The 21,256-nt window shown below is 71.0% G+C and carries 17 protein-coding genes; 6 read left to right on the top strand and 11 right to left on the bottom strand.

The annotated features are described in order from the left end of the window. Positions 1-23 precede the first annotated feature (23 nt). From OWM54_RS01020 to OWM54_RS01035, 4 genes are read right to left on the bottom strand one after another with little or no spacing between them, the layout of a single operon-like run. A complete protein-coding gene (locus OWM54_RS01020; RefSeq protein WP_267696361.1) occupies positions 24-2,300 on the bottom strand; it encodes a hybrid sensor histidine kinase/response regulator in 2,277 nt (758 codons plus the stop codon). A gap of 39 nt (positions 2,301-2,339) precedes the next feature. Next, complete coding sequence (locus tag OWM54_RS01025; RefSeq protein WP_223784405.1) at positions 2,340-3,596, bottom strand: methyl-accepting chemotaxis protein; 1,257 nt, start codon at positions 3,594-3,596, stop codon at positions 2,340-2,342. Positions 3,597-3,601: 5 nt separating this feature from the next. Further along, the gene (locus OWM54_RS01030) at positions 3,602-3,991 is read right to left on the bottom strand and encodes a Frizzy aggregation protein FrzB (RefSeq protein WP_223749971.1); all 390 of its coding nucleotides are present in this window, start codon (positions 3,989-3,991) and stop codon (positions 3,602-3,604) included. After that, positions 3,988-4,470: a chemotaxis protein CheW gene (locus OWM54_RS01035; protein WP_141332955.1), complete on the bottom strand. Its 483-nt coding sequence runs from the start codon at positions 4,468-4,470 to the stop codon at positions 3,988-3,990. Before OWM54_RS01035 ends, OWM54_RS01030 begins: the two co-directional genes overlap by 4 nt. 170 nt (positions 4,471-4,640) lie before the next feature. On the opposite strand from OWM54_RS01035, the gene OWM54_RS01040 reads away from it, so the two are divergent. Continuing rightward, a complete protein-coding gene (locus OWM54_RS01040; protein WP_223749972.1) occupies positions 4,641-5,510 on the top strand; it encodes a response regulator in 870 nt (289 codons plus the stop codon). A 73-nt stretch (positions 5,511-5,583) separates the two neighbouring features. On the opposite strand, the gene OWM54_RS01045 is transcribed toward OWM54_RS01040, so the two are convergent. Next, the gene (locus tag OWM54_RS01045) at positions 5,584-6,888 is read right to left on the bottom strand and encodes a radical SAM protein (protein WP_267701076.1); all 1,305 of its coding nucleotides are present in this window, start codon (positions 6,886-6,888) and stop codon (positions 5,584-5,586) included. A 204-nt stretch (positions 6,889-7,092) separates the two neighbouring features. Here OWM54_RS01045 and ald point away from each other — a divergent pair, with 204 nt between their 5' ends. The 4 genes from ald to OWM54_RS01065 all read left to right on the top strand — a co-directional run bounded on the left by ald (position 7,093) and on the right by OWM54_RS01065 (position 11,947). After that, complete coding sequence (gene ald / locus OWM54_RS01050) at positions 7,093-8,217, top strand: alanine dehydrogenase (RefSeq protein WP_223749974.1); 1,125 nt, start codon at positions 7,093-7,095, stop codon at positions 8,215-8,217. Between the two features lie 244 nt (positions 8,218-8,461). Then, a complete protein-coding gene (locus OWM54_RS01055) occupies positions 8,462-9,103 on the top strand; it encodes a sigma-70 family RNA polymerase sigma factor (protein WP_141331222.1) in 642 nt (213 codons plus the stop codon). A 23-nt stretch (positions 9,104-9,126) separates the two neighbouring features. Further along, positions 9,127-10,008 (top strand): anti-sigma factor family protein, encoded by an 882-nt coding sequence (locus tag OWM54_RS01060; RefSeq protein ID WP_223784402.1) that lies wholly within the window; start codon positions 9,127-9,129, stop codon positions 10,006-10,008. 166 nt (positions 10,009-10,174) lie between these two features. Next, positions 10,175-11,947 carry a response regulator gene (locus OWM54_RS01065; RefSeq protein WP_223784401.1) on the top strand — a complete coding sequence of 591 codons (1,773 nt, stop codon included), beginning with the start codon at positions 10,175-10,177 and terminating at the stop codon, positions 11,945-11,947. Between the two features lie 109 nt (positions 11,948-12,056). Here the strand turns inward: OWM54_RS01065 and OWM54_RS01070 are convergent, their stop codons facing one another. From OWM54_RS01070 to OWM54_RS01095, 6 genes are all read right to left on the bottom strand, one after another. Then, positions 12,057-13,199 (bottom strand): hypothetical protein, encoded by a 1,143-nt coding sequence (locus OWM54_RS01070; RefSeq protein ID WP_141331228.1) that lies wholly within the window; start codon positions 13,197-13,199, stop codon positions 12,057-12,059. Further along, positions 13,196-13,966: a type III pantothenate kinase gene (locus OWM54_RS01075; RefSeq protein WP_223749977.1), complete on the bottom strand. Its 771-nt coding sequence runs from the start codon at positions 13,964-13,966 to the stop codon at positions 13,196-13,198. Before OWM54_RS01075 ends, OWM54_RS01070 begins: the two co-directional genes overlap by 4 nt. Positions 13,967-13,997: 31 nt before the next feature. After that, on the bottom strand, positions 13,998-15,029 hold the full coding sequence (locus OWM54_RS01080; RefSeq protein WP_267696364.1) for a biotin--[acetyl-CoA-carboxylase] ligase: 1,032 nt from the start codon (positions 15,027-15,029) through the stop codon (positions 13,998-14,000). 102 nt (positions 15,030-15,131) lie between these two features. Next, positions 15,132-15,785, bottom strand: coding sequence for a hypothetical protein (locus tag OWM54_RS01085; protein WP_223784399.1), 654 nt, complete (start codon positions 15,783-15,785; stop codon positions 15,132-15,134). Then, positions 15,763-16,677: a HEAT repeat domain-containing protein gene (locus tag OWM54_RS01090; protein ID WP_223749980.1), complete on the bottom strand. Its 915-nt coding sequence runs from the start codon at positions 16,675-16,677 to the stop codon at positions 15,763-15,765. The genes OWM54_RS01085 and OWM54_RS01090 overlap by 23 nt, the downstream gene beginning before the upstream one ends. A gap of 67 nt (positions 16,678-16,744) precedes the next feature. Continuing rightward, positions 16,745-18,937, bottom strand: coding sequence for an HTH domain-containing protein (locus OWM54_RS01095; protein WP_267696365.1), 2,193 nt, complete (start codon positions 18,935-18,937; stop codon positions 16,745-16,747). 98 nt (positions 18,938-19,035) lie between these two features. Between OWM54_RS01095 and OWM54_RS01100 the strand changes: the two genes are divergently transcribed. Next, positions 19,036-21,234, top strand: a complete 2,199-nt coding sequence (locus OWM54_RS01100) for a PQQ-binding-like beta-propeller repeat protein (RefSeq protein WP_267696366.1) — start codon at positions 19,036-19,038, stop codon at positions 21,232-21,234. Positions 21,235-21,256 lie beyond the last annotated feature (22 nt).

Consider the following 21,256-nt stretch of genomic DNA (forward strand, 5'->3'; position numbering starts at 1 on the left):
CCGGTCCGCCCAAACGCCGCTCCTCAGGTCAGCCGATCGATGGCCTGGGCGAGCACTTCCACGCCCAGCTCTCCCTTGACGAGGTACGCGTCCGCGCCCGCATCCAGGCCGCGCCGCTTGTCCTCGGGCGAGGCGAGCGACGACAGGATGATGACGGGGATGCGTGCCACGGCGGGGGTCGACTTCAGCCTGCGCGCGAGCGAGAAGCCGTCCATCTTCGGCATCTGCACGTCGGTGAGGATGAGGTCGTAGGTGTTGTTCTGCACCTTGCCGTACGCCTCCTCGCCGTCCTGCGCCTCCTCCACCATGTGCCCCAGCGCCTTGACGAGCGCGCCCTCGGTGGCGCGGGCAATGGGCGAGTCGTCCACCAGCAAGACCCGCAGACGCTTGGCGGCCGGAGCCTGGGTGACGGGCCGCGCCATGCGGCGCACCTCCGTCATGATGTCTGGGACGTGCAGCAGCACGGCGATGCGACCGTCCTCCAGCGCGGCGGTGCCCGCGATGAAGGGCGCGCCCTTGAGGAACTCCCCGCCGCACGGCTTCACCGCCACCTCGCGCTCGTCCACGAAGCCGTCGACGACCAGCGCCGCGTGGTCCTCGCCGTGGCGCACGACGACGGCCGGCGGCTTGTCGAAGCGGTTGCCGCCGTTGAGGCCGAGCAGCGGCCCCAGCGCGACGAGCGCCGTGGGCTTGCCCCGGTGGCGCACCGCGAGGGTGCCGAAGATTTCCAGCCGGTCCTCCGGCTTGACGCGCATCACGGCCTCGACGTCCGCGGCGGGCATGCCGTAGACGTCGTCGCCCAGGCGCACCAGCAGCACCTTCATCAACGCGAGCGACTGGGGCAGCCGCAGGGTGATGGTGGTGCCACGGCCGATGCGGCTGTTGACGCCGACGGAGCCGCCGAGCGTCTCCACCTTGCGCTTCACCACGTCCATGCCCACGCCGCGGCCGGACAGCTCGCTGACCTGCTCGCGGGTGGAGAAACCCGGACGGAAGATGAGCTCGATGGCCTCGCGCTCCGACAGCGAGGCGGCCTGCACCGCGGTGATGAGGCGCTTGTTGATGGCCACCTGGCGCAGGCGCTCCGGGTCGATGCCGCGCCCGTCGTCCTCCACCTCGATGTGCAGCATGTCGCCGTCCACGCGCACGCGGATGCGGATGCGGCCCGTCTGCGGCTTGCCCAGCGCCTGGCGCGTGTCCGGGGACTCCAGGCCGTGGTCCACCGAGTTGCGCAAGAGGTGCACCAGCGCGTCGCGCACGTCGCCCAGCATGGACCGGTCCACGCCGATGTCGGCGTTCTCGATGAGCAGGTCCACTTCCTTCGTCTGCGTGCGCGCCATGTCTCGCACCGCGCGCGGGAAGGCGTCGAACACCGTGGACAGCGGCACCAGCCGGGCCTCGGCCACGTGGTCCGCCATCTTCGACAGGTTGCCGTGCAGCGTGTTGATGCCGTCGTCGTTGCGCCGCACGAAGCGGAACGCATCGTCGCGCAGCATGTGCAGGTCGCTCTCGACGCGGTCCAGCTGCGCGCGCACCTCCAGCGGGATGTCCAGCGCCTCCGCCAGGCGCAGGAACCGGTCGCCCATGCGGCTGAAGCGCTCGAACAGCTCCTCCGTCTCGGAGCTGCGCAGCCGCCCCCGGGCGCTCTCCACCAGCAGGTCGCCGGCGAGCAGGCCCAGCGAGTCCAGCACCTCCACGTTGACGCGGATGGTGCGGTCGGCGATGGCCGACTTGGCGGCGCTCGGGGCCTCCTCCTCCGCGCGGCCCGACGCGGGCGCGGGAGCATGCGCCACGGGCGCCGCGGCGACGGGCGCCTCCACCACCGGAGCCCGGACCACGGGCGCCTGCACCGGCGCGGCCACCACGGGGGCGGGCGCGGGCGGCGGGGGCTTCGCGCCGGGGATGGCGGGCGCGGCCTGACCGGAGACCTCCGCCAGCGCGCGGACCATGTCCTCGCTGGCGGGCGTGCCGGTGTTGGCACCGGACAGGTCCTCGATGAGGTCCGACAGGACGTCGCAGGCACGGAGCATGACGTCCGTGGCGATCTCCGTGGCCGTGCGTCCCTCGCGCTCGGCGCGCAGGACGTCCTCCGCCGCGTGGGCGAGCTGACCGATGGCGGCGAGGCCCAGCATGCGGGCCTCTCCCTTCATCGTGTGCAGCTCGCGCGCGACGTCGTCCGCGGCCTGGTCCGCGGTTTCCTTCTCCAGGTCCAACACGCCCAGCTGAATCTTCTGGAGGCGGTCGGCCGTGACCTCCTGGAACTTCTTCAGGAGGGATTTCTTGAGAGCCTCGGTGTCCATGGGCGGTGAGTGCTGCGCACCCTCCCCTTCCCGGAAGAGCTAGTCGGCCTTGAAGCGCTTGATGAGCTCCGCGAGACGAGCGGCCAGCTGCGTGAGCTCCGCGGCCGCGCCCGTCGCCTGCTTCGACGCCTGCGTCGTCTGACGCGTCACGTCCTCGATCTCCGCCATGGACGCCACCACCTGCTCGGTGGCCGTGCGCTGCTGCTGCGTGGCGAGGTTGATGACGCGAGCGGCGTCGCTCGTCTCCTGCACGCCGGCGAGGATGCCCTCGACGGCCTGCGCGGCGACGGCGCCCAGCTTCTCACCCGACTCGGTGGCGGACTTGGACGCCTCGGCGGCGCCCGCGGCCGCGGCGGTGGCCTCACGGATCTCCGTGATGAGGTTCTTGATCTCCTTGGTGGAGTCCAGGACGTTCTCCGCCAGGCGGCGCATCTCCGCCGCGACGATGGAGAAGCCCTTGCCCGCCTCACCGGCGCGGCTGCCCTCGAGCGCCGCGTTCAGCGCGAGCAGGTCCGAGCGGTCGGCGATCTCGTCGATGACCTCCACCACGGTGCCGATGCGCTCCACGCGCTTGGACAGCTTGGCGATGGAGTCCGCCACCGCGACGCCGTCGCTGCGGATCTGCTGCATCGCCTGGATGAACTCACCGATGGCGCCCCGGCCCGCGCGCGCCGCGCCCAGCGTCTCCTCGGCCACGCGCGCCACGCTGCCCGCGTTCTCGGCGATCTGCGCGGAGGCGTGCTTGAGCTCCTCCATGGTCGCCGTCGTCTCGTGGATGGCGGCGGCCTGCTCCGTGGAGGACGTCTCGTGCTGCGTGGACGCCGCGAGCACCTGGTTGGCGGACGAGGACAGCCTCAGCGCCGCCTCGTTGATCTCCCGCACGAACGTGCGCAGCGTCTCGATGACCTTGCCGAAGCCCTCGAGCAGCGGTCCCAGCTGGGGGTCCTCGGTGGTGGTGTTCCACCGGGACAAATCGCCCTCGCGCACCAGGCTGATGAGCGCGTCCAGTGCCTGGTCGATCTCCTGCGCCGCCACGTGCTTGCGGTGCTCGGAGCTGGCGAAGTTGTCCAGCACCTGGTTGAGCAGGTGGGCCAGCTCCTCGCCGCCCTCGCCCACCAGCTCCTTGGGGACGCGGGCCTGGAGGTTGCCGGCGAGCACCGTCAACAGCGTGTCGGTGAAGGCCTTGTGGGGGATGGGGGCCGCGGGCGCGGCGGCACCGGCCGCCTTGGAGGCAGGGGCCTTCCGGGCGGAACGGGCCTTGGACGTGGGCTTCTCGTTGGGGGTGTCCAGGGACATTGCGGTCAGTGCCTTCCTTGAGTTCCTCGGGTCCTGGCGGTCTCCACCAGGTCAATCAGCAACACGGTGCGGGCTTCTTCCAGGCACACACCGACGGCATAAGCGGCCGCGCCCGCCGTGGGGGGCATGCGGCGAAGTTGAGTCACGGGGATGGGGCGCACGCCCCGGACGGCGTCCACCTTCAGGTGGCCCTCGCCCTCCGGCGTGTCGAACACCAGCGCGCGGTTGCCCCGGTGCAACAGGCCCAGCTCCGGCAGGGTGATGTCCTCCGGCAACGAGCGATCGATCCGCAGCACCTGCGACGCGTCCGTGCCGAACACGCCCCCGCCGATCTCGAAGAAGAGGATGTCCACCTCCTCCACCTTCTCCTCCAGGTCGAGCGACTCGTCGTTCATCGGGCCACCGCGCGCTGCCTGGCCGTCTGCAAGAGCTTGGAGAAGTTGAGCAGGTTGATGCTGTCCTGCGGCGTGGCGCCCGGCACCACGCCCATCAGGTGCTCGGCCGCCGCGTCACCGCCCAGCGGCGGTGGGAGGATGTCCGCCACGGGGATGCGGCGCAGGCCCAGCACCGTGTCGGCGACGACCCCGGCGACGATGCTCCCGGTGATGCCGATGAACAGGCGCGTGCGGGGACCGATGCGCGCCTCGCCCTTGGAGAGGAAGCGCAGGAGGTCCACCACGGGCAGCACCTCGCCGCGGTGGCCCGTGACGCCCATGATGAAGGAGGGCGTCCTCGGCAGGGGGGTGAGCAGGCCGGCGCGGAACACCTCGAGGACGTTCTCGCTGGGCACGCCGAGCCGCAGGTCTCCCACCCGGAAGCAGAAGAACTCCTGCTCCGGTCGGGCTTGGACGGCCACGGCGCGGTCCGGAGCCATCCGGAGTGCTCGCTGGAGGGGAGTCGAGGTCGTGGTCAAGGCGTCCGAGTATCCGGAGGGGACGAAAACCGGTCAAGTGTCGGCATCAAGCTGGCCGGCTGCTCGCCGTTTCGATGGTCCGCGCTGAACCAAAGGTGTAGGGTTCCACCCCGAATCCTTTGAGGAGGACGATGTCGCGCGTACTGGTCATTGATGACAGCCCGATGCTGGTGGAGCTCACCGTCCGGGCCCTCACCGCCGCCGGCTATCAGGTGAGCGGGGCCCAGGACCTGACGAGCCTCAACCAGAAGCTCTCCGAGGGGCCGTTCGCGCTCATCCTCATGGACGTGAACATGCCGGAGATGTTCGGCGACGACGTCGTCGAGTACCTCCGGAGCCAGAAGAAGGTCACCTCCAAGCTGGTGCTCTACTCCGACATCTCGGAGGCGGAGCTGGCCGGCAAGACGAAGGCCTCCGGCGCGGACGGCTACATCCTCAAGAGCGGCGGCCTGGAGGCCGTCATCAGCGGCGTGATGAACCTCATCGGCGCCCCCGCCCTGGGTGTCCCCGCCGCCGTCCCCGCTCCCGCCGCGCCCGCCCCCACGGAGGCCCCCCAGGCGGCCCCCGCCGCGCCCGCGCCCATCGCCTCCACGGGCCTCAAGGCCGCGCCCAGCACGGGCGGCCGCAAGCCGCGCATCCTCATCGTCGACGACAGTGAGATGACCGCGCGGATCATCGAGGCGGACCTGGTCGCCAAGGGCTTCGAGGTCCACGTCGCGGACACCGCGGACAAGGCCACGAAGATCATCCTCAAGAAGCAGACGCGTCCGGACCTGGTGCTGCTGGACGTGCGCATGCCCAACGTGAACGGCGAGCAGTTCTGCCGCTTCATCAAGAGCAACAGCCTCTTCAAGGGCATCAAGGTGCTCTTGTGCTCCGGCGAGAATGTCGAGGAGCTCCAGCGCATCTGCCGCGAGGCTGGCGCCGACGGCTACATCCCCAAGGACGCCGTGATGGGCAACCTGGTGGCCAAGGAGCTGATGCCCCCCGGCGGCGAGTAGCCCTCCGCCCACGTCGTCCCGTCCTGGATGAAGGGCTCTCCTCACCGGGCCCCATCCTCCCGAGTCGAGCGCCCTACCCGCGCCCCGCGGCGTTCTCGCGCTCCTCGAGTCCCCGCGCGAAGTTGCCGATGATGATGCCGGGCCGCGCCGCCTTCAGTCGCTGCAGCAGCGTGCGCACGCCCACCGGCTCTCCGCCCGCGCCCACGTCGCGCGCGGCCTCCAGGTACTGGAGCGGGTCGATGGCCAGCGAGCGCGTCTGCACCTGGTCCACGCGGTACTTCTTCACCAGCCGCTCGAGCGCCTTCACCTCGCCCTCGCGGTCCGTGACGCCGGGGAACAGGAGCAGGTTGAGCGCCAGGTACGCGCCGCGCTCGCGCGCGAGGGCGATGGACGCCTCCACGTCCTCCCAGCCGTACTTCACCGGCTTGTAGTACGCCTCGTAGAGGCCCTTGGTCGCCGCGTTGAGCGACACGCGCACGGCGTCCAGGCCCGCGTCGAGCAGCGCCTCCAGGCCCTGGGTGAGGCTGGCGTTGGTGTTGATGTTGATGGAGCCCTTCTGCGTGCGCGCGCGCATGTAGCGGATGGACTCCGCGATGAACTTCCAGCGCGTGAGCGGCTCGCCCTCGCAGCCCTGGCCGAAGCTCACCATGGTGCGGCCCTGCGCGTTCTCCAGATGGAACAGGCCGATGGCGCCCATCTCCTCCGCGGTGGGCCCGTCATCCATGCGCTCGTGCGACGCGGGAGGACCGTCCGCCGGCTGGTCGGAGATGCAGCCCACGCAGCGCGCGTTGCACATCACCGACGCGGGGATGGCCGCCTCGTCGCGGACATAGAACGTGTTCTGCGACGTGAAGCACCGGTACAACAGCGCGCACGTCTTGAGCTGCTTGAGCACGCGGTTGTCCGGGAAGCGCTTCAGGTGCGCGTCCACGAGCGCCTTCATGTCCGGCGTGGAGTAGCGCTCCGGATCCCAATGCGAGCGGCGGTCCGTGTGGATGGCCCACGCCACCGGCCCATCCTTCCCCCACGCCGCCGCCGTGTACGCCCACTGCGGCAGCACCGGCCCGTCTCCCTTCACCTCTCCCGGAAGGAACGTGCGCGTGTAGCCCGGGGGCAGCAGCGCGCCCACCGCGTTGGGGACGAACGACTTGCCGCCCACGTTCATCTGCCGCACCAGCTCCAGCTCCCCCGTGTCGGGGTGCAGGCCGACGGGCAGCCTGCCCGGCAGGTGCACCAGCCTGCCTGCGGACGGCAGCGGGATGGGCTTGTCCTGGGGAGGAACGAGCTCTTCTCCGCTGCGCAGCGTGGCCAGCAGGTAGGGATGCTCCATCACCCGGCCCTTGGGGTCGGCGAACAGCAGCTTCGGCGCGGACGTCATGGGGACGCTAACTACCACCGGCCCCCCTCCTGTTTCGATGGCGAACCGTCATCGGACGCACTGCATTCAACGCCGCGCGTCATCCCTCCGAGGTAACAAAGGCTCACCGGTGACATGTGCACCGCTTGGGCGGACGCCTTGATTCCCTCTAGGGGCCCCGTTAGGGTCCGCGCGCTTTTTCAGTCCCCCTCTCGGAGGCAAGTCGTGATCGTCGGAGTTCCCAAGGAGATCAAAACCCGTGAGTACCGCGTCGGCATGGTGCCTGCGGGCGTGCGCGCGCTCACGAGCGCGGGCCACACGGTGTTGGTCGAGACGAACGCCGGCGTCGGCTCTGGCATCCCCGACTCGGAGTACCAGCGCGTGGGCGCGACGCTCGTCGCCAGCGCGGACGAGGTCTGGAAGCGCGCGGAGATGATCGTCAAGGTGAAGGAGCCCATCGCGCCGGAGTACGAGCGCATCCAGCCCGGGCAGATCATCTACACGTACTTCCATCTGGCCGGCGTGGACCCGGAGCTGACGAAGACGCTCGTGAAGAAGAAGGCGGCGGCCGTCGCCTACGAGACGCTGCAGCTGGATGACGGCAGCCTGCCCCTGCTCAAGCCCATGTCCGAGGTGGCCGGGAAGATGGCCATCCAGGTGGGCGCCGCGTGCCTGGAGAAGGCGCACGGTGGCAAGGGCATCCTGCTGGGCGGCGTGCCCGGCGTGCGCCGCGGCCGCGTCACCGTCATCGGTGGCGGCGTCGTCGGCCTGTGCGCCGCGAAGGTCGCCGTGGGCATGGGCGCCGAGGTCACCATCCTCGACGTCAACCTGGAGCGCCTGACCTACCTGGACGACGTGTTCCTCGGCCGCGTCAGCGTGCTCGCCTCCGACACGGAGAGCATCGCCGCCTCCGTGCGCGAGGCCGACCTGGTCGTGGGCGCGGTGCTCATCCCCGGCGGCAAGGCCCCCAAGCTCGTCTCCGAGTCGCTCATCTCCGAGATGACCCCGGGCTCCGTCGTCGTCGACGTCGCGGTGGACCAGGGCGGCTGCATCGAGACCTGCAAGCCCACCACGCACGACAACCCGACGTTCGAGGTGCACGGCGTCGTCCACTACTGCGTCGCCAACATGCCCGGCGCCGTCCCCCAGACGTCCACGTACGCCCTCACCAACACCACCCGTCCCTACTCGCGGAAGATCGCCGACATGGGCCTGGTGGAGGCCGTGAAGTCGGACCGCGCCCTGGCCCGTGCGATGAACACCTACAACGGCCACGTCACCTACGAGGCCGTCGCCAAGGACCTGGGGTACGAGTACCTCTCCATCTCCGAGGCGCTCGCGCGCAAGTAGCCCGCCCAGCAGCCTGACAGGCAGGGCACTTCCCGAGGGGGAGGCGTGGATGGCGACATCCCGTCTCCCCTTCGTTAATGAAAATGGGGAATAAAGTTCCCCGTCGGGAGTCTGGCGTACCCGAAGCGACCGGACGGGCGGGTGTGACTGGGAAGCCGTTGTTGCCAGTTCTGTTCCCGTGCATACATTGATGGGCAGGCGACAACTCATTCCCCAATTGTTTCGGGCCTCTGGAAGGCGGGACATGTTGGATTTCAGACAACCCAACCGGACGAAGCAGGAATTCGAGGAACTGGCGCTGGCCCACCTGGACCCGCTCTATTCGGCGGCCCTGCGCCTGACGAAGAACGAGCGCGATGCCGAGGACCTGGTGCAGGACACCTGCATGAGGGCCTACCGCTTCTTCGACAAGTTCGAGCGGGGCACCAACATCAAGGCCTGGCTCTTCAAGATCCTCACCAACACGTTCATCAACCGCTACCGGCGCAAGGTGAAGGAGCGCACGGTGGTGGAGGGCGTCGAGCGCGAGGCGGTGCACGAGCGCTTCGTGAGCCGGGACGCGACGGACTTCGCGGCCAACCCGGAGCAGTACTTCTTCGACCGGCTCCTGTCGGACGACGTGCTGCGCGCCATCGACTCCTTGCCCATCGACTTCAGGCTGGTGGTCATCCTCGCGGACCTGCAGGAGTTCTCCTACAAGGAGATCGCCGAGATCCTCGAGTGCCCTGTCGGCACCGTGATGAGCCGCCTGTTCCGAGGCCGCAAGCTCCTGCAGAAGACGCTGCGCGAGTACGCGGTGGGCCAGGGTGTCTTCCGCCACGAGGGAGAGGGCGCGGAGACCCCGGCGAACCTCGAAGAGTATCGTCAAAGGAAGAAGACGGGGTAGAAACAGGTTCCTACCGCGCGCCCATGACCTGCCAGGAACTCGAACGGCTTCTGTATCCGTACCTCGACGGCGAATTCCAGCCGGAGGAGCGGGTCGACCTCGAATCCCACCTCTCCGCGTGCGCTGGATGTCAGCGCCGCGTGGAGGAAGAGCGGAACATGCAGCTCGCCCTGCGGCGGGCCGCCAGACACTCCGTGCAGCGGATGCAGGCCCCGGCCTCGCTCCGCGCAGGCATCGCCCAGGGGCTCCACCAGGAGCACCGCCGCGCGCAATATGGGGTCTGGCTGCGCGCGGGCGCCGTCGCCCTGGTGGTGGTGACGGTGACGAGCGGCTGGTCCGCGTATCAGGCGGGCAAGCGCGAGCGGCTGGCGAAGGAAGAGCTGGTCCTGCGCTTCAAGCGTCCGCTGCCGTACGAAGTCACCGCGTCCAACTCCGAGCAGCTGGAGACGTGGTTCAAGGGCACGGTGGACCCTCGCGTCGCGCTGCCACAGCTGCCTCGCGCCAAGCCGCTGGGCGGCCGCATCTCCATCCTCAACGGCCGCGAAGTGGCGTACATCAGCTACGAGACGCTCCCCGACGAGGGTGGCCCCAGCCGGCGGCTCGGCGTGTTCGTGGTGCCGGACGAGTCGAGCCCCCGTCCCCAGGCGCTGCCCGCGGTGGAGGTCGACTCCGCGCAGGGCTTCAACATCGTGACCTGGCGGGATCACGAGGTCGTCTACGAGATGGTCACCGACATGGACGAGCGTGACATCCTGCGCATGCTCGAGGAGCGCGAGCACGGCGCCGCGTTGGCCAGCACGCCCCGGGCGATGGAGTCCGCGGACGGGAATTACTCGTACCAGACACTCCCGATGCCCGCGCGCTCGCGCCCCGCCGTCTCCGTCGAGCCCGCGTCGTTTCCCTGAAGCGTGCTGTGGCGCCTGCCCGACTGCCCTGCGGGCGGAGTTTCGTACGGCCCGAACATTTGACGGTCCCTGACATGGCCGATAGCCTCGACGGCGCTTCTTTCCTCGCGCGCCACCGTCACCCGTGGCGCCCGCGCGCGCCGCACCCAGGTCGGGCCGTTCCTACATGTCCAAGAAAATCCTGATCGTCGAAAAGAGCGACACCGCCCTCGCAGCCACCCTGAGGCCCGTCCTGGAGGGACGGGGCTTCACCGTGGAGGACACCGCGGACGGCAAGGGCAGCGTGGAGCAGATTCGCCGCGACAGGCCCGACCTCGTCGTGCTGGCGGTGGAGCTGTCCGCCGGACAGAACGGCTACCTCATCTGCGGCAAGCTGAAGAAGGACGACGACCTCAAGAACGTCCCCATCGTCATCGTCGGCAACCCGGATGGCTTCGCGCAGCACCGCAAGCTGAAGGCGCACGCGGACGAGTACGTGCCCATGCCGGTGGACGCCAACCTGCTCACCGAGCGCGTGGGCGCCATCATCGGCTTCCCCGAAGTGGCCGTCTCCGAGGATGTGGTCGACGAGAGCCTCACGCTGGACGCGCTCGGCGACGAGCCGATGACGGCGGACTTCGGTGAGGAGATCTCCGTCGACACCGGCGAGGACGAGGAGCCCGCGGTCGCCGGCGAGGAGCTGGACCTGGACGCGGCGTTCAGCGACATGTCGTCGCCGGAGCCCGAGCCCGCCGCCATCGTCGAGGAGCCCGTGGAGGCCCCGCCCGACGCCGTCGTCGAGGGCGTGGAGGAGGACTTCTCCGGCCTGGACGCGCTCGGCTCGGACGCGGACGACGCGCTGGACTCGCTGGACGACTCGGAGAAGACGGTGGTGGGCTTCATGCCCGTCGCCACCGCGCCGGTGGCGCCCGCCCCGCTGAAGGTCATCGAGCCGCCCAAGGCCACCACCCCGCCCCCCGCGCGCACGCCGACGCCGCCCGCGCGCACGCCCGCGGTGGCCACCAGCGCGCCCGTGGCCGCGGCGCCTGTCACCTCCGCCGCGGACGCCGCCGAGCTGCGCAGCCTGCGCGCGAAGGTGGCCGAGCTGCAGGCCGCGCTGGAGGACTCGCGCGGCACGGCCTCCCAGGCCGAGGACCGGGTGCGTGAGCTGGAGGCCGAGCTGGAGGGCAAGGCCACCGAGCTGGAGACGGCCCGCGCCGCCACCGGCAAGAACGACAAGGACACCTTCGCGCTGCGCGACGCCGTCAACAAGCGCGACAAGGAGATCCTCCGCCTCAAGACGGAGCTGAACCAGAAGGACCAGGAGATCGTCGAGCTCAAGGACCAGCACCTGGAGCTCGAGCAGGCGTCCAGCACGACCGAGTCGGAGATGGCCCGGCGCGACGCGCAGATCAAGACGCTCACCACCCGCGTGGACACGCTGACGGCGGAGCGCAAGCGCGTGGACCAGCAGCTCGCCACCTCCAAGGAGGAGGCGCGTGGCGCCGCCGCCCAGGTGACGACGCTCCAGGAGGAGCTGGATCAGCAGGCCGCGCAGACGGCGGGCCTCAACGCGGAGCTGGAGGAGCTGCGCAACCGCACCGGTCAGCTCGAGGTCGACGTGCAGACGGCGCGCGAGGAGGCCGACACCCTGCGCGGCCAGGTGGAGAGCGCCCAGCGCGAGGCCGAGGAGCTGCGCTCCCAGCTGGAGCAGACGCAGACGGAGCTGTCCGAGCAGGGCACCCGCGCGGCCGAGGAGGCCGACGAGCTGCGCCGCCGCATCGCCGAGCTGGAGGCCACCGCCGTGCGCAACGAGGAGCGGGTCACCAAGCTCTACGCGCGCATCAAGAACGACGAGAAGCTGCGCGAGAAGACGAAGAAGGCGCTCGCCATCGCCCAGCAGCTGCTCGAGGAGAACGCCTCCTCCGTGGCCGACGACGCCGACGAAGCGGCGGCCTGAGGCAGCCTCCACGCCGCTCCCGCCACTGGCTCGACGCGAGGCGCTGGAGCGGCGGTGGAACCCGGGGTCGAAGCCCTCTTTGAAAGAGGGCTCCCCCACCCCGCCCCGCCTACTTGTCGTCGGTCTTCTTGGGGGCGGTCTTCTTCTCCAGCAGCTTCTTGGCGAACGTCTGCACCGCGGCCGGCACGTTCTTGTCGCGGCTCAGGTCCTTGAGCTCGCCGTCGCGCAGGGCGTTGAGGAACTTCATCGTGACGGTGAGCGGCACCTTGGGGTTCTTCACCAGGGCCAGCTTCACCTTCATGTTCTTGGTCCACTCGCGGTTGTTGTAGATGACGCGCAGCACGTCATCCATCATCGCGCGGTTGGAGGCGCACGCGAGCACCTCGCCGTCCGTGATTCGCGGGCTGCGGATGACGGCCACGGCGACCAGCTTGTTCGTCTCGCGGATGAGCGCGCCGCGGGCCTCCTTGTTGCCCAGCGTGGCCAGCTTGATCTTCTCCGCGATGGACATCTTCATCAGCCGCTGGGCCAGCGTCAGGCGCTTGCCCTCCTCCATGGGCGCGGCGTTCTCGTCCGCCACCTCGCCGCCCATCTCCTGGAGCACCTCCTGCGCGGTGGGGCCCGGGTCCGGCGGGGCCTCGGCGGCCTCGGGGCCGAACAGACGCACGCGCGCGGCCTTCATCTGCGGCACGTCCGTCAACTGCAGGCCGCTGCGCACCGCGAAGTCACAGACGCTGTCGATGAGGGACACCGGCGCCTGGGCGTTGGCGCACAGGCCGCGCAGGATGTCCTCGTAGCGCAACAGGCGCAGCTGGTTCTGCCCGATGATCTCCGCCAGCTTCGGTCCACACTCGCGCGCCACCTGGGCCACGGCCTCGTCGGGCGTGTTCGAGTTGAGGACGAGCATCTCCGCGTAGGCGTCCTTGTCCTTGAGCAGCCCGAGGAAGTAGCCCAGCACCTGGGGCTGCACCTCCTCGTCGCGCAGCGCGGAGCCGAGGATCTTCTCGGGCAGGCCCGCGGACGTCTTCGCCGCCGTCTCGCGCACGCCCGCGTCCGGGTCGTACGTCAGCATGTACAGCGCGCCCAGCATGTCGGACGGGCTGAGCGGCACGAGCGACTTGGCGGCCATCATCCGCAGCGGCACCGGCGCGGCCGGGTCCACGTGCTTGCGCAGGTTGGGCGGGAGGAACTCCGCGTTGAAGGGGCAGCCCGGGGGAGGCGCCGGGACGTTGCTGGGGGCGGCGGTGGTCATGTCGCGTGGTTCCTTCCGTAGATGATGCGCAGGCCCTCGAGCGTGAGGAACTCGTCCACTTCGTGGATGGCCTTGGATTCACTGGCCACCAGCGGCGCGAGCCCTCCGGTGGCGACGACCCTCACGGGGTGGCCCAGGTCGGCCTGCATGCGCGCGCAGATGCCGTCCACCATCCCGACGTAGCCGTACACGAGCCCCGACTGCATCGAGTGCACCGTGTTGCGGCCGATGACATGCGGCGGCCGCGCGAACTCCACGCGCGGCAGCTTGGAGGCGTTCTGGAACAAGGCCTCCATGGAGATGTTGATGCCCGGGCAGATGCAGCCGCCCAGGTACTCGCCCCGCGCGGACACCGCGTCGAACGTGGTGGCAGTGCCGAAGTCCACGACGATGAGCGCCGAGCGGTGCTTCTCGTACGCGGACACCGCGTTGACGATGCGGTCCGCGCCCACCTCGCGAGGGTTGTCGTAGAGGATGGGCATGCCCGTCTTCACGCCAGGCCCCACGAACATGGGCCGCATGCGGAAGTAGCGCTCGCTCATCTTCTCCAGGCTGAACTGGAGCGGCGGCACCACGCTGGACACCGCCACCGCGCCCACCTTCGCCGCGTCGATGCCGCTGTGCGAGAAGAGCTGGCGCACCAGGATGCCGTACTCATCCGAGGTGCGCCGGGTGCTCGTCTCCACGCGCCAGTGGTCGAGCAGCCGTCGGCCCTCGAACACCCCGAGGGCGGTGTTGGTGTTGCCAACGTCGATGGCCAGGAGCATCACCCCGCGCACTCTACTCCGAAGGCGCCGCTCAGCGGGGCGTCTGGCGCGAGCGCGGCGACTGCCTGGGGCGCAGCTGCTCCACGTCTCCGGCCAGCACGCGCTCCAACTGTCCGCCCTCCGTGCGCACCAGCAGCGCGCCGGACGGGTCGATGTCCTCGGCCAGGCCCCGCAGCTCGCTGCGGTCCGTGCGCACCAGCACGTCCTGCCCCAGGGTGGACGACAGCTCCTTCCACCGGGCGCGCACCGCGTCGAAGCCCGTCTCCAGGTACAGGTCCAGCCACTCCTCCATGCGCGTCCACAGGGAGGCGGCGAACCGGGCGCGGTGCACCTTCTCGCCCCGGGCCAGCGACAGCGAGGTGGCCACCCCGCGCAGCTCCTCGGGGAAGTGCTCGTCCTGGCAGTTGAGGTTGACCCCCACTCCGACGATGACGAAGTGCACCCGCTCCGGCTCGGCCGACAGCTCCGTGAGGATGCCCGCCACCTTGCGCCCGTCGATGTGCACGTCGTTGGGCCACTTGATGGCGGCGTCCACCCCGCACTCGCGCAGCGTCTCCGCCAGCGCGACGGCGGCCACCAGCGTCAGCTCCGGCGCGCGCTGGGGCGGCAGCTCCGGGCGGAGGATGGCGGAGAAGTACAGGTTCAGCCCCGGCGGCGACACCCAGGCGCGGCCCCGGCGGCCCTTGCCGGAGGTCTGCTGCTCGGCCACCACCACCTCGCCGTGCTCGGCGCCGTCCTGCGCCAGCCGGAACGCCACCTCGTTGGTGGAGCCCAGCACCGCGTGATGGTGGATGGTCCGGCCCAGGTCATGGGTCTCCAGCAGCGGCGCGACCTCCAGCGCGGTGAGGCGGTCCGGGACCTCCACCAGCCGGTAGCCCCGGGCGGGGATGGCCTCGATGCGATAGCCCTTGGTGCGCAGGGCCTCCACCCGCTTCCAGACCGCCGTGCGGGACAGCCCCAGCTTGCCCGACAGGGCCTCCCCGGAGGTGTAGTCCTCACCACTCTCGGAGAGGAACCCGAGGATGAGTTCCTCCTGCGTCTGCTCGGTTGATTCCAGGGCCACGGCGACACCTCACGAGAGCGCAAGGGTACGGAGCGGAGGCCGGGCTTTCAACTCGCCGGGCCGGGGCCCTCGGCGGCCCCTCCTCGCCCTCCGTCCCGGCCTTCAGCCGGCCGGTGGGGTGCTCGCCCCGGGGGCACGACTCCCACCCACCTCGTAGGCGGTGAGCTCCAGGTGCGTCTGGGGGATGCGCTGCTGGCTCGCCGTCTCCAGGAAGATCTCCATGCGCACCATGCCGACGCCCGGCGCGAACGTCATCGCGTTGACGAGCGTGGCCTGGGCATCCACCCGGTTGCGCCCCTCCACCTGCACGCAGGACGGGAAGGTGCCCGCGGGGGTGTCACACGCGCTGCCCGCCTGGACGATGCGATAGCGCTCGGTGGACGACACCGACACCACGTTCGTCCACGCGTGCCCGGTCTCCAGGGGGCCCCGCAGCAGGTAGCGCTTGGGGTCCCTCAGCCCGTAGGCATCCACGGCGAGTTGGCCGCCCTGGTTGTCGTGGAAGAAGCCCTCCTCCTGCTTGAGGATCTCCACCGTGACGAGCTTGTCGGCGCGGCCGTTCTGCCGGTACGTCCAGCTGTTGCCCACCGCGAGCGGGTAGTAGTCCGCCACGCTCCCGGCCACGGCCGACGTCTGCGACTCCGACTCCACGCGCTTGGAGCAGCCGCTCCCCAGCATCATCGTGGCCAGCAGGGCGGCGGCGCCCACTCCGAACGAACGGTTCATCTCGATGTCAGTCCGCGTGGTCCCGGCCACGCGCCTCCGCGGTGATGTGCTTGCGTGAAGCGTAGAGCGTCTCCAGGGCCTGCTGCGCCGCGGCCTGCACGGCGGGCGCGTCATGCCCCTGGGCCACCGTATACAGGTACGCCTCCGCCTCCGGGCCACCAATCTCGCCCACCGCGAAGACGAGCTCCTGCACGAAGCCGTTGTCCTTGCCGCGCGCCAGGTCGATGAGCGCCGGCACGGCCACGCGCGCCTTCATCTCCACCAGCGCGCCAATCGTCTTGCGCAGCACGTCCCCGTCCGAGGACTCCTTGAGCCGCTCGATGAGCAGCGGCGCCGCGGCGGGGTGCTGGCGCTCGGCCAGCGTGCGCAGCGCGAACTCACGCAGCCGCGCATCGTCCGCGCGCAGCTCCTGCACCAGCACGTCGTCCGTGCGCTCCAGCGCGTTGAGCTGCATCACCGCGGAGTCCGTCACCTGCTTGAGCACGGCGTCCAGCGCGGCGCGCATGGCGGCCTGCCGGCCCGCGGGCGAGTCCTCCATCACCGGCGCCTCGCCCAGTCCCACCACCTCGTAGTGCTGGGGCAGCTCCCCTCCGAAGCGCTCCAGCACGAGGTTGGCGCCCACCTCGGCGAAGCTGCGCGGATCCCCATCCTTCAGGACCTCGCGCGTGAAGGGCACGTCCAACGTCAGGCGCCAGGGCCGGACGTCCTTCGTCACCTCGTCGCCCTTCAGCTCGAAGCGGCCGGAGGACTTCAGGGACTGGGTGAACAACGTCGCCACGCCCTCGGGCGCCAGGCCCAGGAGGGCGTTGTCCTTCACCGTCGCTCCGGAGACATCCACCGGAGAGACGGGGTAGCGCGGCGCCTGCGAGCGGCAGGCGCCGAGGAGGACGGCGCAGAAGGCGAGAATCAGGGCCGGCTTCATCGCCCCCTCAGGGTAACACCCGAAGCGGGCCCGCGCCGGCCATTCCCACCCTCCGCGCCAGACGGTGTCAGCCCTCTCCCCCTTCGGACGGGCTCTTCGCGGGACGGTGCGCATCCTCTCGCACCTCGTGCGACTCCGCTTCCGGACCGGACACGGACGGGACGACCGCCTCCGGCTGGACCTGCGCCTCGCGGACCGGCGCCTCGGGCTCGGTGATGCCCTCCGTCCGGGTGCTGGCCTCCAGCGCCTCGGCCAGGGAACCCGCCACGGGGACGGCCTCCGGGCTCGGCGCGGTGGCCTCGCTCACGTTGACCTCGGGCGCGGCCGCCAGGTCCTGGTGCTTCGCGATGCCCGCCTCACCGTCGGGAGAGGGGGTGCCCTCCGCCTGGGGCTGGGGCGCGGCGATGCTCGCCTCACCCTCGGGAGCGGGAGCGCCCTCCGCCTGCGCCTGGGGCGCGCTCGCGGCCTCGCCCGTGGGAGCGGCGCCGCTCGCGGCCTCCGCCGGAGTGCCACCCGCCGGAGTGGCGCCAGCCTCGGCGCCCCGGTTCCCACGACCCCGACGTCCACGACGGCGACGGCGGCGGCGCTTGCGGTCTCCCTGGCCGGGCTCGCCGTTCGCTTCGGCGCCCTCTGGACGGGCCCCCACGAAGGCGCTCGCGGCCTCCAGGTCGTCGTCATCACCCTCGTCGTCGTCCTCGCCCTCCTCGTCCTCGGAGCCCGTGTTCTGGGGCGCGGGCGCGGACACGGCGGGAGCGGCCTCGACCGCGACGTCGCCCTGGGCGCGAGCCTCACCGCCCTCGGAGGAGACCTCCACCTCGTCGGACGAAGGCGAAGCGGACGCGCGCTTCTCGCCACGCTCGCGGCGACGCTTCTCGCGCGGGCGCTCCGACGACGCGGCGACCTCGGGGGACTCGTCCTCGCGGGACTGCTTCTCGCGCTGACGCTCCTCGCGGCGCTTCTGGGCCTCCTCGGCGTCCAGCTTGGCGGCCTCGAAGAAGCGCTCGTCGATCTCGTACAGCTCCACCCGGGTGACGGTGACGGCCGTCTCGGCCTCCAGGAACTTCTCACCCAGCGCGTCGCCGCACCACAGCATCACCAGCGAGCCGCTGGCCTGCGCCTCGGTGCGCGCGTCGCCGCGCACGTCGCCCGCGCTCACCAGCAGGCCCACCTGCGCCGAGTAGTGGCTCAGGTCGCGCCGCAGCTCCTGCACGCACTTGCGGTCGATGCCGGGCGTGCCCTTGAGCATCCGCACCGCGTAGCGCAGCTCCACGCTGCCCTCGCGCTTGCGCGCGGTGAGCAGGGGGCCTTCCTTGGAGCGCTTGGCCACCTTCAGCTCGCGGAAGCCCAGCCCGTGCATCATCTTCACGACGGACTTCTCGAACGTGCCCACGTCCGCGTCGCCCAGGCGCTTGCGCAGCCCTCGCGCCACCGCGCGGCGCGCGTCCTTGAGCGACGTGCGCAGCGTGGTGAGCAGCGCCGCGTCCACCACCGGCTCGCCCGCGACCGCCGCGGCCGAGGAGCGCGCCAGCACCGGCCGGCCCGCCTCCAGCGGAATCCCCAGCGCCTGCGCGAACGCGGCCTGCAGCTCCAGCGACGGCGCCTCGCTCGGCGAGCCCGCGCGCTCCAGCGTCACCTCGCCGGAGTCCTTGTTGAACGCGTACTGCGGCCGGCGACCCGCGTCGATGCGACGCTGGTTGTCCTCCAGGAGCGCCGTGAGCACCGCCTCCACCGTGAGGTCCTCGGCGCACAGCTCCTTGCTCCGGGCGCGCTCGATGATGGCCTCCGTGCGCAGCCCACCGTCGGCGTCGCTGAGGATCTCGAACACCACCTCCGGCAGCGGCGGGAAGCGCTTGCGCTTTCCACCCCGCTCCTCGTCCTCGTCCCGGCGGCGCTTGCGCTCACTGCCCCGGCCCGCCGCTCGCACGTTGTCCGTGCGCGGCTCCGGGTGGCGCTCCGCCGGCCTGAGCGGCGGCAGGTCCTCTTCCGGATTCGGCTCGATTACGCCTGTCTGCGCCAGCGCCTCCACGTCCTCGGGAATCGACCAGTCCACCAGGGCGAAGGTGTCCTTCGCCGTCACAATCACCTTGCGATCCCTCGTGCGACGCGCCATGGCGGCCAGGCGCGAGAGCATCGTCACCTCGGGCGTCTTGCCGACGTGGGAGAGCAGGCTTTGTTGGATGGACTTCTCGGTGATTTCAAGGAAGTGGAGGGGACGTCCTTCGCTCTCCAGGATGCGGAGCGCGGCCTCGTAAAATGTCATCGAGTATTCCCCAAGAATTCCGAACGGTTACAAAAATGTAGGTCCGTATGGGCGGCGGATGCTAGCCATCGCTAAACTGGCTTGTCAACGAACGGAAGATGACCCGCATACGCATCGGACAGCGCTGGAAACGCGAACCCTCGGCCTCCCCGCTGGATTCCATCGCACTGGAACTGGACGGCGTGGACCTGCTGTCCGGAGCGGTGGAGGAGTCCTTAGCAGAAGTGGTGCCCGCTTTGGTGCGCGCAGTGGCCTCTCTTCGCACGGGGGGCCGGCCCATGGCCCAGGTCTCCCTGGCGGAGGCCCACCTGGAGCTGGTCCTGAGACGGGTGGGCGCCGAGGTGGAGCTGCTCGTGGTGAGCCTGGCCCGCCCCGCCCGGCTGATGCGGCCCCCCGTCAGGGTGGACGCCGAGGAGCTGACCGAGGCCGTGAAGGCCACCGGCGCGCGCTTCCTCGCGGACGTCACCCAGGTGGCGCCCAAGGGTGTCTCCGCCCCCCTCGCCCAGGCGCTGGCGGAGCCGCTCAAGCAGCTCGCGAGGCCTTCCCGTCCCCCGGATGAGGAGCCCGCCCGCCCCTCGGTGAAGCGCGTGGAGCCGCCCCAGACGCCCGGCTTCGGCTTCGAGCTCCGGGACGCCGGCGCCCGGGGGCATCGCTCCGGAGGCAAGCGGAGCCCGTCCGGGACGCTGGCCCCCCTGCTGGGCCCAGGCGAGGTGTGGCTCGCCCTGCCCGGCAAGCCGGAGGCGTGGAAGGTCCAGGCGCCGCCGTTCCTCACGGTGCTGGAGCTGTCGCGCCAGGCGGTGGAGCTGGCTCGGGCGGTGGAGCTCAAGGAGCCCCGGTTCCAGTTGGAGCCCGCGGGCACCCGCTCCCCGCTGCTGCTCGACCTGGAGGCCGGCAAGGCCCGGGTGGGCCGCGCGGGCGTGCCCTTCCCGCTCACCGGCATGCAGCTCGCGGCCAGCCTCTTCCACCTGGGCGAGGCGCTCGCGGCCACCTTCGCGGAGGAGGACCGGACGCAGGTGGGCAACCCCTACCTGGTGGAGCTGGCGGAGCGCTGCCGGGAGGGCCTCTCCCATCTGCGCGGCCCCGTGGAGCCCCCCGAGCAGTCCGGCGCGGCGAGGGAGAAGCGCACCCGGACGACGGAGAGCGCCTCCAAGCCGCTCAAGGTCCCCGGCCGGCTGCGACGGCTGCGCTTCGAGCGGCTGTGGGAGCAGCGCGGGCTCGAGGACGCGGAGGAGTCGCGGCTGCTGCTCGGACGTCACGGGCCGGTGTGCTGCTCGCCTCAAGCGGCGGTGGCCTTCTCGCGCAAGGACGGGTCTCGGCTGTGGCGCCGCGCCGCGGCGCTGGGCGTGGCGGCCTCGGCGGACGGCCACGCGGTGGCGGCGGACCTCTCCCGCGTGTACGGCTTCACGGGCCGGGGCGCGGGGGCGCGCTGGCTGCATGACCACGACGGCATCCCCCTGGGGCCGCTGCTCCTGCGCAAGGACGGGCTCTTGCTCACGCTGTCCGAGGACCGCACCGTGGTGGCCTTCGCGGAGGCCACCGGGCGCGAGGTGTGGCGGCTGGCCCCTCCGCGCACGCAGCGAAGCTGGCTGACGACGCAGGGCCACCGCGCCCTCGTCACCACGGACTCCGGCTATGTCTACGGGCTCGACCTGGAGGATGGACAGGTGCGCTACCGGATGCGCGCGCCCCTGCCCTTCCACGGCGCTCCGGTGCCGTGGGGTCGTCGGTTCCTCGCGCTGCTCGGTCGGGGTTCGCACTGGGCGCTGCTGCTCGCGGACGCGCACACGGGCGAGGCGGCGTGGACGCACGAGCCGGACCTCACCCACCCGTCGGCGCCGCTGCCGGTGGGCTCGCGCGTCTTCATCGCCGGGGAGCGCGAGCGCGAAGGCATGCTCTTGTGCCTGGACGCCAAGGGCCAGCGCGTGTGGGAGCGGCCACTGAACCTGGGGCCGGGGCCGTACGCGCTCTCGCCCCTGCCTCGCGCGGTGGTGGTGACCAGCGCGTCGGGGGCCGCGGCGCGCGTGGCCTCGTCGGGCACCGTGGACTGGCGCGTGGGCGCCGCGGGGGAGCCGCTCATCGGCGCGCTGCCGGCACGCACCGCGCGCGGGGTGACGCTGGTCCCGGGTGAGCGGGTGCGCGCGGTGGACCCTCGAGGAGGCCAGGTGCTGGCCGAGGTGCGCGCGGGGGCGGGGCTCGTCGCGCTCCAGGCCGACGTGCGCCTCAACCTCTACTTCCTGGACGACACCGGCGCGCTGTCCGCGTACCGGCTGGGCTCCCACTTCACCGTGGTGGAGTGAGGGCGAACCCCCGCTTCGCCCT

The sequence above is a fragment of the Myxococcus sp. MISCRS1 genome (assembly GCF_026626605.1).
Taxonomy (GTDB): domain Bacteria; phylum Myxococcota; class Myxococcia; order Myxococcales; family Myxococcaceae; genus Myxococcus; species Myxococcus fulvus.